Source organism: Maritalea mobilis (assembly GCF_019800885.1).
Classification (GTDB): domain Bacteria; phylum Pseudomonadota; class Alphaproteobacteria; order Rhodobacterales; family Rhodobacteraceae; genus Roseibacterium; species Roseibacterium beibuensis.
The window spans coordinates 470,912-485,476 of sequence record NZ_JAHVKE010000002.1 but is presented as its reverse complement, the minus strand read 5'-3'; the positions used below and the strand labels follow the sequence as shown (position 1 = coordinate 485,476).

The 14,565-nt window shown below is 65.0% G+C and carries 17 protein-coding genes; 5 read left to right on the top strand and 12 right to left on the bottom strand.

What is annotated here, in order from left to right; genetic code table 11:
* Positions 1-79 precede the first annotated feature (79 nt).
* From KUV65_RS11130 to def (KUV65_RS11100), 7 genes are all read right to left on the bottom strand, one after another.
* On the bottom strand, positions 80-1,114 hold the full coding sequence (locus KUV65_RS11130; protein WP_445159134.1) for an acetyl-CoA carboxylase carboxyltransferase subunit alpha: 1,035 nt from the start codon (positions 1,112-1,114) through the stop codon (positions 80-82).
* Between the two features lie 88 nt (positions 1,115-1,202).
* On the bottom strand, positions 1,203-2,162 hold the full coding sequence (locus KUV65_RS11125; RefSeq protein ID WP_222190612.1) for an L-malyl-CoA/beta-methylmalyl-CoA lyase: 960 nt from the start codon (positions 2,160-2,162) through the stop codon (positions 1,203-1,205).
* Between the two features lie 116 nt (positions 2,163-2,278).
* On the bottom strand, positions 2,279-2,551 hold the full coding sequence (locus KUV65_RS11120; RefSeq protein WP_222190610.1) for a hypothetical protein: 273 nt from the start codon (positions 2,549-2,551) through the stop codon (positions 2,279-2,281).
* Between the two features lies 1 nt (position 2,552).
* Positions 2,553-3,476 (bottom strand): methionyl-tRNA formyltransferase, encoded by a 924-nt coding sequence (gene fmt / locus KUV65_RS11115; RefSeq protein WP_222190608.1) that lies wholly within the window; start codon positions 3,474-3,476, stop codon positions 2,553-2,555.
* Entirely contained in the window at positions 3,476-3,970 is a 495-nt protein-coding gene (def, locus tag KUV65_RS11110; protein ID WP_222190606.1) for a peptide deformylase, read from the bottom strand. The genes fmt and def (KUV65_RS11110) overlap by 1 nt, the downstream gene beginning before the upstream one ends.
* Positions 3,967-4,425 (bottom strand): peptide deformylase, encoded by a 459-nt coding sequence (gene def, locus KUV65_RS11105; protein ID WP_222190604.1) that lies wholly within the window; start codon positions 4,423-4,425, stop codon positions 3,967-3,969. The genes def (KUV65_RS11110) and def (KUV65_RS11105) overlap by 4 nt, the downstream gene beginning before the upstream one ends.
* Entirely contained in the window at positions 4,425-4,955 is a 531-nt protein-coding gene (gene def, locus KUV65_RS11100; protein WP_222190602.1) for a peptide deformylase, read from the bottom strand. Before def (KUV65_RS11100) ends, def (KUV65_RS11105) begins: the two co-directional genes overlap by 1 nt.
* A 241-nt stretch (positions 4,956-5,196) precedes the next feature.
* Between def (KUV65_RS11100) and KUV65_RS11095 the strand changes: the two genes are divergently transcribed.
* Positions 5,197-6,366 (top strand): MalY/PatB family protein, encoded by a 1,170-nt coding sequence (locus tag KUV65_RS11095; RefSeq protein ID WP_222190600.1) that lies wholly within the window; start codon positions 5,197-5,199, stop codon positions 6,364-6,366.
* Between the two features lie 3 nt (positions 6,367-6,369).
* On the opposite strand, the gene KUV65_RS11090 is transcribed toward KUV65_RS11095, so the two are convergent.
* A complete protein-coding gene (locus tag KUV65_RS11090) occupies positions 6,370-7,248 on the bottom strand; it encodes a DMT family transporter (RefSeq protein ID WP_222190598.1) in 879 nt (292 codons plus the stop codon).
* Positions 7,245-8,663 (bottom strand): molybdenum cofactor guanylyltransferase MobA, encoded by a 1,419-nt coding sequence (gene mobA, locus KUV65_RS11085; RefSeq protein WP_261331778.1) that lies wholly within the window; start codon positions 8,661-8,663, stop codon positions 7,245-7,247. Before mobA ends, KUV65_RS11090 begins: the two co-directional genes overlap by 4 nt.
* Positions 8,664-8,775: 112 nt before the next feature.
* Between mobA and KUV65_RS11080 the strand changes: the two genes are divergently transcribed.
* Both KUV65_RS11080 and KUV65_RS11075 read left to right on the top strand, forming a co-directional pair.
* Positions 8,776-9,495 (top strand): AzlC family ABC transporter permease, encoded by a 720-nt coding sequence (locus tag KUV65_RS11080; RefSeq protein ID WP_222190595.1) that lies wholly within the window; start codon positions 8,776-8,778, stop codon positions 9,493-9,495.
* On the top strand, positions 9,492-9,818 hold the full coding sequence (locus tag KUV65_RS11075; protein WP_222190593.1) for an AzlD domain-containing protein: 327 nt from the start codon (positions 9,492-9,494) through the stop codon (positions 9,816-9,818). The genes KUV65_RS11080 and KUV65_RS11075 overlap by 4 nt, the downstream gene beginning before the upstream one ends.
* Before the next feature lie 91 nt (positions 9,819-9,909).
* On the opposite strand, the gene KUV65_RS11070 is transcribed toward KUV65_RS11075, so the two are convergent.
* Positions 9,910-10,392, bottom strand: a complete 483-nt coding sequence (locus tag KUV65_RS11070; protein ID WP_222190591.1) for an Lrp/AsnC family transcriptional regulator — start codon at positions 10,390-10,392, stop codon at positions 9,910-9,912.
* Positions 10,393-10,508: 116 nt separating this feature from the next.
* Here KUV65_RS11070 and ald point away from each other — a divergent pair, with 116 nt between their 5' ends.
* Both ald and KUV65_RS11060 read left to right on the top strand, forming a co-directional pair.
* Entirely contained in the window at positions 10,509-11,627 is a 1,119-nt protein-coding gene (gene ald, locus KUV65_RS11065; RefSeq protein ID WP_222190589.1) for an alanine dehydrogenase, read from the top strand.
* A 74-nt stretch (positions 11,628-11,701) separates the two neighbouring features.
* A complete protein-coding gene (locus KUV65_RS11060) occupies positions 11,702-12,307 on the top strand; it encodes a sulfite oxidase heme-binding subunit YedZ (RefSeq protein WP_222190586.1) in 606 nt (201 codons plus the stop codon).
* Between the two features lie 67 nt (positions 12,308-12,374).
* Here KUV65_RS11060 and mscL read toward each other — a convergent pair whose 3' ends face one another.
* Both mscL and KUV65_RS11050 read right to left on the bottom strand, forming a co-directional pair.
* The gene (mscL, locus tag KUV65_RS11055) at positions 12,375-12,809 is read right to left on the bottom strand and encodes a large conductance mechanosensitive channel protein MscL (protein WP_222190584.1); all 435 of its coding nucleotides are present in this window, start codon (positions 12,807-12,809) and stop codon (positions 12,375-12,377) included.
* A 107-nt stretch (positions 12,810-12,916) separates the two neighbouring features.
* A complete protein-coding gene (locus KUV65_RS11050) occupies positions 12,917-14,521 on the bottom strand; it encodes a GMC family oxidoreductase (protein ID WP_222190582.1) in 1,605 nt (534 codons plus the stop codon).
* Positions 14,522-14,565: the final 44 nt, after the last annotated feature.

The following is a 14,565-nucleotide window of genomic DNA, read 5'->3' as shown; positions in this document are numbered from 1 at the left end:
CCAAGCTCCAGCGCGGTCGCGGCGCGGGGCCAGGACAGCAGAGAGACAGGCACAAGCGCAAGCAAAGCCCGGCGAGAGATCACGCAGCCAGCCCCTTCGACCCCATGTCGAGATACTTGCGGCGACGCGATGCAATCAGATCCGCGCCTCCGGCGTCCTTCAGTTGCGCCAGCATCGAGCGGATGGCTTTGCCGACCTCGGCAATCGTCGCCTCGGTATCGCGTTGCGCGCCGCCCGTCGGCTCCTTGATGACAAGGTCGCAGACCCCAAGCTTGTGCAGGTCCTGGGCTGTCAGGCGCAACGCCTCGGCGGCTTCGCGCATCTTCTCGGCATCCTTCCAGAGGATCGAGGCGCAGCCTTCGGGCGAGATGACCGAGTAGACGGAGTGTTCCAGCATCGCGAGCTTGTCAGCGGTGGCAAAGGCCACGGCGCCGCCTGAACCGCCCTCGCCGATGATGATGGAGATCAGGGGCACGCCGATCTGCAGGCATTTCTCGGTCGACCGGGCGATGGCCTCGGACTGGCCGCGCTCCTCCGCGCCCTTGCCAGGATAGGCACCGGGCGTGTCGACCAGCGTAATCACCGGCAGGCCGAAACGATCGGCCATATCCATCAGGCGCACGGCCTTGCGATAACCCTCGGGCCGGGCCATGCCGAAATTGCGCTCGATCCGGGTCTTGGTGTCGTGGCCCTTTTCATGGCCGATCACCACGACGGGCTGATCGTCGAACCGCGCCAGTCCGCCCATGACTGCATGGTCATCGGCAAAGTTCCGGTCCCCGGCCAGCGGCGTGTATTCCGTGAAAAGCGCCTTGATATAGGCCTCGCAATGCGGGCGCTGCGGATGGCGCGCCACCTGGCATTTCCGCCAGGGCGTGAGGTTCTTGTAGAGATCCACCAGCATGTCCGCGGCCTTGCGGTCCAGGGCGGCCGCTTCGTCCGCGACATTGGCCCCTTCGCTGCGGCGGGCAAGCGCGCGCAGTTCCTCGGCCTTCCCCTCAATTTCAGCGAGCGGTTTTTCGAAGTCGAGATAGTGCATGGCGGCGTTCATCCGTTGCGTGGCATCCCGCGTTATATGGCTGGGGCGCTGGCCGGATGCAACAAGCCGCGGCACGGGCCGCGGCTTGGATCAGGTGCTTGGACCGGAAAAACCATCACGAAGGTTTTTCGGCGCCGAAGATTGTTCGAGAACAATCTTCCTGTCAGCTGGCCGCGATCATCTCGGCCTGTTTGACGATCACCTCGGCCTGCTTGATGGACGCGATATCGACCAGACGGCCCTTGTAGACGGTCGCCCCCGCGCCTTCGGCCTTGGCCTTTTCCATCGCCTCCAGGATCTCGCGCGCCTCGGCCACGGCTTCCTCCGACGGGGTGAAAACCTCGTTGGCCAGCGTCACCTGCTTGGGGTGGATCGCCCATTTGCCGACCATGCCCAGCGTAGCCGAGCGGCGCGCCTGCGCACGGAAGCCCTCATCATCCGAGAAATCACCAAACGGGCCGTCGACCGGCAGCACCCCATGGGTGCGGCAAGCCGCGACGATGGCCGCCTGCGCCCAATGCCACGGATCGCTGTAATAGCGGCTGCCCTCGTGGTGCATGTAGTAGTTTTCCTGCGTGCCACCGATGCCGGTGGTCTGCATCCCCATCGAGGCCGCGAAATCGGCGGCACCCAGGCTCATGGCATGCAAGCGGGGCGAAGAAGCCGCGATTTCCTCGACATGGGCGATGCCGGCGGCCGATTCGATGATGACCTCGAAGCCGATCTTCTTGGTCCGGCCCATGGCCGCCTCGATCGACGTGACCAGCGCGTCGACCGCGTAGATATCGGACGCATTGCCGACCTTGGGGATCATGATCTGGTCCAGCCGTTCGCTGGCCTGTTCCAGCAGGTCGACCACGTCACGATACCAGTAGGGGCTGTCGAGGCCGTTGACCCGCACGCTGAGCGTCTTGTTACCCCAATCGACGCTGCCGATGGCTTCGATCACGTTCTTGCGGGCCGCGTCCTTGTCATCGGGGGCGACCGAATCCTCGAGGTCGAGGTTGATCACGTCCGCATCGGAACTCGCCATTTTCTCAAAGATCGCAGGGCGCGACCCCGGGCCGAACAGCTGGCAACGGTTGGGGCGGGCGACGGGTTGCGGCTGGATGCGAAAGCTCATGGCGGCTCCTCGGGTGTATGCGACAGTATATTTCGTAAGAGTCGCGCCGAGGGATAGAATGCTGCGCGCGCAAGCGCAAGTGCTGCGCCGCCGCAAAACGCGGTTGCTCGTGCGCGTTAGCGACGTCGGTCGCGGTTCCGGGTCCGGCGACGCTGCGCGGCCTCGGTCGGGATCAGGATCAACGCCGCCGCCGCGCCCACGATGGCGTCGACACCCGGCGATCCGAGACTGAGGTGAAACAGCGACCGCAGGAAATAGAGGACCAGCACGGCACCAAAGGCGATCAGCACCGAGGGGACAATGCCATTGTGCGTCCAGCCCCATTTTTCGAACAGGAAGGCGACGATACCGGCCAGCATCAGCGAGCCGAAGAACGAAAACAGGATCATCTCAACCTTCCCCTTGTTCAGCGCCCAACACCGTTCCGGGCGTCAACCGCGCCCCGCGCAGCCAATCACCGGCCGCCATGGGCGCTTTACCCTCGGGCTGAACGCGCGTGACCTCGACCGCACCTCGGCCACAGGCGATGGTCAAACCGGTCAGAACCTCACCCGCTGTGCCGCTGCCATCTGCCATGCGCGAGGCCAGCAGTTTCACCCGCTTGCCGTCGATCATGGTCCAAGCCCCCGGGAAAGGCGAGAGACCACGGATCTTGCGATCAACGGTCTCGGCGGGATCGGCCCAGTCGATGCGGGCCTCGGCCTTGTCGATCTTCTCGGCATAGGTGACGCCCTGCTCGGGCTGGGGCTCCGGCGTCAGGTCAGGCAGCTGGTGCAGCGCCTCAAGGATCGCCTCGGCGCCCAAGATCGACAGGCGATCATGCAACTCGGCGGCGGTTTCCTCGGCCCCTATGGGGATGGCGCGGCGCAAAAGAACGGGGCCGGTATCAAGGCCCGCCTCCATCTGCATGATGCAGACGCCGGTCTCTGCATCGCCGGCCATGATCGCGCGCTGGATTGGCGCCGCCCCGCGCCAGCGCGGAAGAAGGCTGGCATGGATGTTCAGGCACCCCTGTTTCGGCGCATCCAGAACGGGCTGCGGAAGGATCAGACCGTAGGCGACGACCACGGCCAGATCTGCGTCCAAGGCCGCGAATTCCTTCTGCGCCTCGTCATTTCGCAGGCTCTTGGGATGCCGGACGGGCAAGCCATGCGCCTCGGCAGCCAGGTGCACCGGGCTTTTTCGTTCCTTCTTGCCGCGCCCGGCGGGACGGGGCGGCTGGCAATAGACGCATGCAATCTCGTGCCCATCCGCCACCAGTGCATCGAGGACGGGAACCGAGAAATCAGGCGTGCCCATGAAGATAACGCGCATCAGGCGGTCTTCCTCGCTTTGCGCAGCAGCATGTCGCGCTTCACCTTGGACAGGTTGTCGAAGTACATGCGCCCGTTCAGATGATCGATCTGGTGCTGAACCGAGGTGGCCCAAAGCCCGGTGAACTCGCGGCGCACCCGCATGCCGTGGTGATCGGTGAAGGCCACGGTCACCGGGTGCGGGCGGATGATCTTTGCACTGACGCCGGGCAGGTTCGGGCTGGCCTCGTCATGCGGGCGGGTTCCGGGGCCAGATGCCACGATCTCAGGGTCGGCCAGCCGAACGGCAAAGCCGCGTTCGTCGCTGGCATCGACCACGGCGAGGCGCAGCATCACCCCGATCTGCGGCGCGGCGAGGCCGACGCCCGGCATCGCCTCCATCGTGTCGATCATGTCGTCCCAGATCGCGCGGATCTTGTCGGTGATCTCACCCACGGGCTCGGCCGGGGTGCGCAGCCGCTTGTCGGGCCAGGGGATGCACGGACGCGCCGTCATGCCGCCATACCATCGGTGATGAGAATGCCGTCCAAATGGTCGCGCTCGTGCTGGACGCAGACCGCGTCGAACCCGCCGAACCGCGCCTGTTGCGTTTGGCCCGTAAGCGATTGCCACCGCAACTCGACCCAACGGGGCCGCTTGATGCGCACAGGTTGGCCGGGGATCGACAGGCAGCGTTCCTCGTACTCGGCCATTTCGGTCGCGGCCGCGATGATCTCGGGGTTCACGAAAACCATGGGGCTTGGCGCCCCCTCTTTCCATGTTGTGTCCATGACGAAAATGCGCGCGGCCACACCGATCTGCGGCGCGGCAAGCCCTCGCCCCTCGGCGGCATAGAGCGTCTGAATCAGGTCCATCGCCAGGTCGCCCAGCGCGCCATCGAACCGCTCGACCGGCGCGCAGACCTGCGACAACACCGGGTCCGGGGCAAGGACGACCGGGCGCACCGCCATCAGCCGGCTTCCCGCGCGCGCTCTTTCTTGAGCTTGACCATCTTGCGGGTGATCATCTGTCGCTTCAACGGCTTGAGATAGTCGATGAACAGCTTGCCGTTGAGGTGATCGATTTCGTGCTGCACGCAAGTGGCCCACAGCCCGTCGAAGGTTTCGCGCTGCGCGTTGCCGTTTGGATCCATCCATTCGACGGTCACCTCGGCAGGGCGTTCGACATCCGCGAAGATTTCAGGGATGGACAGGCACCCCTCTTCGTAAACGCTGGTTTCGTCCGATTGCGCGACGATCTGGGGGTTGAACATGGCGAGCGGTCGCGGCGCGGCGGCTTCGTCCGTGCCCTTGGCACAATCCAGAACGATCAGGCTGGTCATAACACCGATCTGAGGCGCCGCGAGGCCGATACCCGGCGCGCCATACATCGTTTCCAACATGTCATCGGCCAGCACCCGCAACTCGTCCGACAAATCGGGCACGGGGGCGACGACCTTTTTCAAGCGTGGGTCGGGATGGATCAAGATGGGCCTTTGCATGCTGGTGAGATAGGCGATCCGGCACGCGGTCGCAACTGACCGCGACCCTATGGCTTGACCTTCCGCCAGCAAGGCCGGAGAAATTCACAGGCATCGCGCGAGACGCGAAACACCTGAAAGTCATCTTTTCCCATCTATGAGCACAATGCAGAACACCTGTTCCAATAATGCGTATTGAAATAGGATCATCATTCTGCTTCTTGGGGAAAATGCGAACGAAGCGGAGTCCAGGGGCACTTACATGAGTTTCGACGAGATCATCGACCGACGCGGCACCCATTGCGTGAAATGGGACATGATGGACACGCTCTACGGCGTCTCCCCGGATACAGGTTTGGCCATGTGGGTCGCCGATATGGATTTCCGGCCACCCAACTGCGTGCAGGAGGCCGTTCGCGGGATGCTCGATCATGGCATCTACGGCTATTTCGGCGATGACAGCGCCTACAAGGGTGCGATCCAGTGGTGGATGGAAAACCGCCACGGATGGGCGGTGGACCCGGATTGGATCTTCACGACACATGGCCTGGTGAACGGCACCGCGATGTGCCTCGATGCGTTCACGAAGGAAGGCGACGGCGTGGTTCTGTTCACGCCCGTGTATCACGCGTTCGCTAAGGTCATTCGCGCCTCGAACCGCGACCTGCGGGAATTGCAGATGCCCATCGAGGATGGCACCTACCGCCTCGATTTCGAGGCGTTCGACGCCCAGATGACCGGCAATGAGAAGATGCTGGTCTTCTGCTCGCCCCATAACCCCGGCGGCCGCGTCTGGACCCGCGAGGAGTTGGAGGGCGTGGCCGAGTTCGCGCGCCGCCATGACCTGATCGTGGTGTCGGACGAAATCCACCATGACCTCGTGATGCCGGGGCAGTCGCACATCCCGATGGCCAGGATCGAAGGGCTGGATGACCGGTTGGTGATGATGACGGCGGCCACCAAGACCTTCAACATCGCGGGGGCACATGTTGGCAACGTGATCATCCCCGACCCAGATCTGCGCGCGCGCTTCGGCGCACGGATGATGGCCCTTGGCATGTCGCCCAACAGCTTCGGCCTGCACATGGTCACCGCCGCCTATTCGCCCGAGGGTGCAGCCTGGGTGGATGACCTGATGGCCTATATCGCCGCCAATGCCGAGGTGTTCGATGCGGGCATCGCCGCCATTCCCGGTGTCACCTCGATGCCGCTGCAAGCCACTTACCTGTCCTGGGTCGATTTCTCGGGCACCGGCATGAGCCGCGAGGAATTCACCACCCGGGTGGAGAAAGAGGCCGGCATCGCCGCCAACCATGGCCCGACCTTCGGCAAGGGCGGCGAGACCTGGATGCGCTTCAACCTCGCCGCGCCGCGCTCGGTGATCGAAGACGCGGCCGGCCGCCTGCAAAGCGCCTTTGCCGATTTGCAGTAAGGCTCAGGCGCCCCGGCGTTGCCGCAACAGATAAAGGGCGAGGCTGCCGATCACGATGGCCCCGCCCACCAACATCAGCGGGGTCGGCGCCTCGCCATAGCCCAGCCAGACCCAAAGCGGGCCAAGCACCGTTTCCAGCAGCATCAGAAGCGACACATTCGCCGCAGCCGTGTGCCGCGAGGCCAGCGACAGCGCAAAGAACCCTACGGGCAGGATCACAACACCGGTGATCGCGATGGCCCAGACCGCCCCCTGCCCCATCTGCGCGGGTCCTGTGATCGCCACGCCCACCAACCCCGCCATCAATGCCCCTGTGCCCACGGCGGGCAGAATGGGCAACCCGCCCGCCCGCCGGATCAGCACGAAGGAAAAGGCGAGGCAGGCGGCCACCCCCAATCCCATCGCCCCGCCCAGCAGGCTGGCCACATCCCAAGGCGCACTGGCGTCGGGCTTTCCCAGGATGGCCAACGCGATGCCTGCCAGCACCGCGGCGATGGTGGCCCATGTCGCACGGCTTGTCGGCTCCCCCAGCATCAGGCGTGAAAACACGGCGGCAAAGACCGGCACCGTGGCCACGCCCAGCAAGACCACCGTCACAGGTGCAATGGCGATCCCGATGGCAAAAAATGCCCCGTTCACCGCCTGCGACAGCGCCACGCCAAGCCCCGAAATCGTCGCCAATGCCCTGATGTCCGCACGTAGGTGTCCCCTGTGCAAGACCGCCCATGTCGCCAGCATCACCACCCCCATCAGGGTGCCCCGCCAGCCCATCATCTGCACGCCGCTCATCCCCGAGATGCGCATCAGAAGCGTGTCGGGGGTCAGGGCCAAGGCCCCAAACGCGGCCAGCGCAAGGCCGAACAGGGGATGACGCGACCTCACCCCAAAGCCTCGACAAGCGCGGCCTCGTGCCCGTGACCAAGGATCCACCCCTCGACCGGGTCGCCCTCGGCCAGCAACGCATTCAACCGCTCCGGCGCAAGGCGCGACAAGGCCCGCGCCATCGACTGCACCTGCACGGCATCCAGAATGTCGCCGGGGCCAACCTGCGCCTTGATCGCCTCGTCGATCAGGCCGGGGTACACCTCGGCCAGAACGATCGGCGCGCCGGCCGACTGAAACGGCGCCACCGCAAGGTCATCGCCATACCGCATCCGCAAGGCCTGCAAGCGCGGAATCCCCAAGAGCGCCTGCGACCCGACCGAGCCCGCCCCCAAGAGCTGAAAACAGGTCTTTGCGCGGGGGATCAGCCGCTCGATCCCGCGCCGCTCGTCGAAGGGAAACCCGGCATAAGTAGGTTTGTGAAACGGCAAGTCCGGGATCTCGCGCCCCTGCGGATGGCCCCAAAACGGCCCCTCCTGCCCGAACAACCGATTGAGATCAGCCGCCACCTCGAAGCGGTTGTTGCCATTGCGCTCATCATCCGCGATCCGGTCCGCCAGATCGGCCCAGATCGCCAGCGGATCATCCGAGCCGGTGACCGCCCGCCCGAACCCCGCCGGATAGGCAAAGGGGAAATCGAACGCCGCCAGCACCCGGCGGCCGGCCCGCCTCTCGCCATCCAGAAGCCCGGTCAACCAGCGCATCGCATGGGCACGCGTGCGGTGGTAGCTGCCCGTGATCCGCCCATCCCGGACCATGCCTATATGAATCGCATCCTTGCTGGGTTTCGCAGGCGATGGCGCGGCACGGGCCGACCAGTCGACCACGAGAATCGTGTCAAACGCCATCGCCTGCGCCATCAGCATCGCTTCGGCCTGTGCCAGATCTTCGGCTGTGTTCACGTTGAAGAACGCGTCCGCGTCGTCGAACCGCACGATCCGTGCTCCGACACTTTCTGCCCAGACCCGCACCTTGCGGGCCCCTTTTCCCAGCGCGGCACGCAGATCGTCCCGCAAATCGACCGACCAGAGCCCAATGACCGGATGCAGCCCACCGTCTGTTTCCGCCACAACCGCCGAGGCTTGCACCGCTTCCAGGCGCGCGACCAGATCCCGCGGTAGAAAAGGTGTGTCGACAGCCACGGTAACGACGCGGTCTGCGCCACAAGCCGCCGCCCAATCCATCGCGGCCAGCACGCCCCCGAGGGGGCCCTGCCCCGGCACGGCATCAGGAATGACCGGCATGCCAAGGGATCGATACAGACCGGGATCAGACGCATTTACGGCCAGCGCCGCACATTGCGACGCCATCCGACCTGCAACATGTGACACCAGAGGCCGCCCGGCGAGGCTCACAAAAGGTTTGCCACCTCCAAGGCGCCGCCCTTCGCCCCCGGCAAGGATGACGCAAGGCATTCCGCTCATTTCAACCGCCATGACATGCCGTCATCCTCCGCATCACCATTGCGCGTTTGCATCCCGCGCCGGACCGGTCTAACCCGCCGGAAACACAGGGGTAGACCACGTCATGCCATCTGCCAATTCCCTCCGCGCCGCCTTCTGGCGCGGCGCGCGCGATGCCGCGCCCTTCATCATCGTCGTCGTGCCCTTCGGCGCGCTCTTCGGCGTGGTCGGAACCGAGGCCGGTCTCGACCTCTGGCAGGTGATGGGCTTTTCCTTCCTCGTCATCGCCGGGGCCTCGCAATTCGCCGCCCTGCAACTGATGACCGAGAATGCGCCTGCCTTCGTCGCCGTCGCCTCGGCGCTGGCGGTGAACCTGCGCATGGCGATGTATTCGGCCTCCCTCGCGCCACATCTCGGGGCCGCGCCGATCTGGAAACGCGCGCTGATTGCCTATCTGACCGTCGATCAGACCTACGCGCTCGCCGTGCAACGCTACGAGGACGCGCCCAAAGCGCCCCTTGCAGAGAAGGTCGCCTTCTTCTTCGGCGCCTGCCTGCCCATTGTGCCGCTCTGGTATCTTGCCTCGCTCGCCGGGATCCTCGCCGGAAGCGCCATCCCCGCCGACTGGGGCCTCGATTTCATCGTGCCGATCACCTTCCTCGCCCTTGTCGCGCCCGGACTGCGCACGATGGCCCATGTCGCCGCCGCCCTCGCCGCGATCACCCTCGCGCTTCTCGCCGCCGGCCTTCCCTGGAACCTGGGGCTCCTTGTCGGCGGCCTCGGCGGCATGATCGTCGGCGCCGAGGTCGAACGCCGCATGACCCGCGCGGGGACCTTCCAATGAATTTCACCGATGCCGAGATCTGGGGGATCATCGCCGCGCTTGGCGCGGGCACGTTCTTGATCCGCTTTTCCTTCCTCGGGCTGATCGGGGACCGGCCTTTGCCCGAGTGGCTGCTGCGGCACCTGCGCTACACGCCGGTCGCGATCCTTCCGGCCCTCGTGGCGCCGCTTGTCGTCTGGCCCGAAGCCACCGGGGGGCAACTGGACCCGACGCGCCTGGGCGCGGCCGGCGTGACGATCACCGTGGGCTACATCCTCAAAAGCCCGCTTTGGGCCATCGTCAGCGGCATCGCCGCCTTCCTCGCCCTCGGCGCGCTGGTCTGATCCATCTTTATCCCGGCAAATATGCTCGGGGGAGCGCGAGGGGGCAGACAGCCCCCTCGCACGGGTCACCTGCGTCAGCAGGCGAAATCCCTCAAACCGGCAAAGCGGTTGTCTTGAACACCGTCTTCAAAGCGAAACTCGACTGCATCTGCGCCACCCCGGGCAGACGGGCGAGCGATTGGCGATGGATCCGCGCGAAATCCTCGGAATCGCGCGCCACGACCTTCAGCATGTAGTCCGCCGTGCCCGCCATCAGGTGACATTCCAAAACGTCCGGCACCCGCGCCACGGCTTTTTCGAAAGCGTCGAGGATCTCGTCCGATTGCCCCTGCAAGCTGATCTCGACGAAAACCGTTGTCACCCGCCCCACGGCCCTCGGGTTCAGCAGCGCCACGTAATCGCGGATCACCCCGGCCGATTCCAGCCGTTGCACCCGCCTGTGACAGGCCGAAGGGGACAGATGCACCTTGTCGCTCAACTCGGCATGAGTCATCCGGCCATCGCGCTGCAATACGCGCAGGATCGCACGGTCCATATCGTCCAATTCTGGAAAAGCGCGAATTTCTTGCGCCATTATTCTCTCCCGTCGGAAATTCGTGCGCTACCCATGCCAGATACCGGGCAGGTTTCAAAGCATGTGATCGTGATTTGCGCGATGATCGGCACAGACAGACGGAAAGGGAGGTTTCCATGCTGATCGGTTGCCCGAAAGAGATCAAACCGCAGGAATACCGCGTAGGCTTGACGCCGGCCGCGGCGAACGAGGCCATCGCCCACGGGCACAGCGTCCTTATCGAGACAGGCGCAGGCGCGGGCGCGGGCTTCGAAGATGACGATTACCGCGCGATTGGCGCCGAGATCGTTGGCACGGCGGGCGAGGTGTTCGAGCGCGCCGAAATGATCGTGAAGGTCAAGGAACCGCAGGCTGTCGAGCGCAAGCGCCTGCGCGCAGGCCAGATCCTGTTCACCTATCTCCACCTCGCGCCCGACCTGGACCAGACCCATGACCTGCTGAACAGCGGCGTGACCGCCATCGCCTACGAAACCGTCACGGCCCCCACCGGCGGGCTGCCGTTGCTCGCCCCCATGTCAGAGGTCGCGGGCAAACTCGCGCCGCAGATGGGCGCCTGGGCGCTGCAAAAGGCGAATGGGGGGCGCGGCGTGCTGATGGGCGGTGTGCCGGGTGTTGCGCCCGCGCGTGTCCTCGTGATCGGCGGCGGGGTTGTCGGAACGCAGGCAGCACGCGTCGCGGCGGGGATGGGGGCCGAGGTCACCGTGCTCGACCGCTCCCTCCCGCGCCTGCGCCAGCTCGACGACCTGTTCCGCGCTGAGTTTCGTACCGGCTATGCCAGCGCCGAAGCCGTGGCCGAGGCCCTGCCGACAGTCGACATGGTCATCGGCGCGGTCCTGATCCCCGGTGCCGCCGCGCCCAAACTGGTCAGCCGCGCGCAACTGGCCAGCATGCAGCACGGCGCGGTCATGGTGGATGTCGCGATCGACCAGGGCGGGTGTTTCGAAACCTCGCACGCCACGACGCACCAGGACCCGATCTACGAGGTGGACGGCATCATCCATTATTGCGTCGCCAACATGCCCGGCGCAGTTGCCCGGTCTTCCACGCTGGCGCTTGGCAATGCGACCATGCCCTTCATGCTGGATATCGCCGACAAGGGCTGGCGGCAGGCCTGCATCGACGATCCGCATCTGCTGGCCGGCCTGAACACCCACGAGGGCAAACTGACGAATTACGAGGTCGGCAAGGCCCTCGGGATCGACGTGACCTCGCCCAGCCTGATCGTGAAAAACTGACCTGACCGCGACGGAATCCTCCGGCGGATGCGTGGGACCAATATTGCCACCTGCATCCCGCCGGAGTTTTCCCGATGTTGAACCGTCTTTCCCCGTATTGGCTTTGGGCATTGCTCAGCCTTCCCCCGGTGCTCTGGACCTACGAGGCGATGACCTCGACCAATGAGCGCATCATCCACATTCTCGTGCACCCGACCGGCGAATGGGCGGCGCGCCTCTTGATCGTCACGATGATGGCGACCCCGCTTATGCTGCTGTTCAAGGGCTGGCGCGGGCCGCGCTGGTTGCGCAAGAACCGCCGTTACCTTGGCGTTGCGGCCTTTGGCTATGCCGCGCTGCACACGGTATTCTACCTGATCGACAAGGGCAGCATGACCCGCGTGCTGGGTGAGTTGGAACGCACCTATATCTGGGCGGGCTGGATCGCCTTCCTGATCTTTGTCCCGCTGGCCATCACCTCCATGGATTACGCGCAGCGGCTGATGGGCAAGCACTGGAAAACGCTGCAACGCACCACCTATGTGGCGGCTGTGTTCACGCTGCTGCACTGGGCCGCCCTGCATAATTGGGATCATCCCGGCGCCGCGATCGTCCATTTCGCGCCGCTCATCGCGCTTGAGGCCTATCGCGTCTGGTACTGGTACCTGCGCCCTCGTGGCCCCCGCCTCGCGAGCGCCTGAGGTCCCTGACAGCACCCAAAACAGGCCCGCCGAAAGCGGCGGGCCTGTTCATTGCACGCAAGATGCATCAATTCGTTTTCAGCGCGTCGCGGATTTCCAGCAGGACTTCCAACTCGGTCGGGCCTTTCGGCGTCTCGGCCTCGGTGCCGGCGTCCTCGGCCTCTTTCGCGGTCGCTTCCTTGATGCGGTTCACCGTTTTCACCAGCATGAAGACGACGAAGGCCACGATCAGGAAATTGATCACCGCCATGATGAAATTGCCAATCGCAAAGACCGGCGCGCCGGCCTCCTGCGCGGAGGCCAGCGACGCGTAGCTTTCACCATCGAGCGCATAGAACCAGCCCGAGAAATCGATACCGCCGGTAAAAAGCGCGATGATCGGGTTGATGAGGTCGCCCACGAGCGACGTGACGATCGCGGTGAAGGCCGCGCCGATGATAATACCCACGGCCATGTCCATGACGTTGCCGCGCGCGATGAAATCCCTGAACTCGTTGAGCATTTGGTCGTTTCCTTGGTTCCTGTTTCCCCGGTGGCCGGACCTTGGCCCGCCCCTCCCGCGACGGAGTGTAGCACCCGGCAATCGAACAGTTGCAAGAAAAACAGGACTCAGACGCCAGCGCGGATCATGTCGGCGGCTTTTTCCGCGATCATCACCGTCGGCGCGTTCGTGTTGCCTCCGACGATGCGCGGCATCACCGAGGCATCGACAACGCGCAGCCCTTCAACGCCGTTCAGCCGCAGATCAGGGGACACGACCGCCTCGGCATCATCGCCCATCCGGCAGGTCCCGACAGGGTGATAGATCGTGTCGGCCCGGGCGCGAATATCGGCTTCGAGCGCGGCATCGCTGCCATCGTTGGGATAAAGCCGCTTGCTCCGCCACGGCGCCAGCGCCTCGGCCCCGAGAATCGTCTCGAGTTGCCGGGCCGCCTTGATCATCACCGCAAGGTCACGCGGGTCGGACAGGAATTTCGGGTCGATCCGGGGCGGAGAGCCGGGCTGCGCACTGGTCAGTCCGACCTCGCCCCGCGAATGGGGATAGAGCGCACAGATATGGGCCGAGAAACCGTCCGCGCCATGAAGTTTGCGCATGTGCTGATCGACGATCCCGATCACGAAATGGATTTGCAGATCGGCATGGTCGAGCGCCGGATCGGATTTCAGGAATGCCCCGCCCTCGGCCATGGGCGACGCAAACAGCCCCTCGCCCGTCGTGCGCCACCGAAGCGCGGCCTTGCCCAAGCGGCCCAAGCCACGCGGGTTGAGCCCGACAACATCGCGCCGGGGCGAGCGGTAGGAGATGACGTGATCAAGATGGTCCTGAAGGTTCTTTCCGACGCCTTCGGATACATGGACCGGGTCGATCCCGTGGGCGCGCAACTGGTCCTCCGGCCCAACCCCGGAGAGCATCAGGATCTGCGGTGAGCCGAACGCTCCAGCCGACAGGATCACGTCACGACGCGCCCGGATGGCGTGCCGACGTCCCTTGCGGCGCACTTTGATACCAGTCGCGCGGCCATCCTCGATCACCACCTTCTCGACAAGCATGCGCGTCAGAACCGTGAGGTTGGGTCGCCCCATCGCCGGGAACAAGTAGGCCGCCGCGACAGAGCATCGTTCCCCTGCCTGCGGCCCGTCGTGGAATTGCGTGACATGGTAAAGGCCCGCCCCATCCGGCGCGCCTTCATTGAAATCGTCGCACCGCGGGATCTGGCATTGCTCGCAGGCGTCAACGAACGCGCGGCTGATCTTGCGCGGCGCGGATTGGGCGCGCACCTGCAAGGGGCCATCCGCGCCGTGGTGCGGCCCAGCCCCGCCTTGAAAGCCTTCGGCGCGCAAGAACAGGGGCTTCACGCTCTCCCAATCCCAGCCGTCGCAGCCAAGATCGGCCCAGTGGTCATAATCTGTCGGGTTGCCGCGGACGTAGAGCATCGCGTTGATGGCAGATGAGCCGCCCAAGGCTTTGCCACGCGGCTGGAACCCGCGCCGCCCGTTCAAGCTCGGTTGCGGAACCGTCTGAAATGCCCAGTTGTTGATGCGCGGTCGGCCCGACACCATCGTGGCCAGCAAAGCAGGCGCGCGGATGAAGATGTCACGCCCGCCACCGCCCGCCTCGATCAGGATGACCGAGGTGTTCGGGTCCTCGGACAAGCGCGCGGCCAGAACGCAACCCGCACTGCCGCCGCCTACGATGACGTAATCCGCCTCCATGCACGCGACACTGCCGCGCCGGTGCGCGCACGCCAAGCGGAACC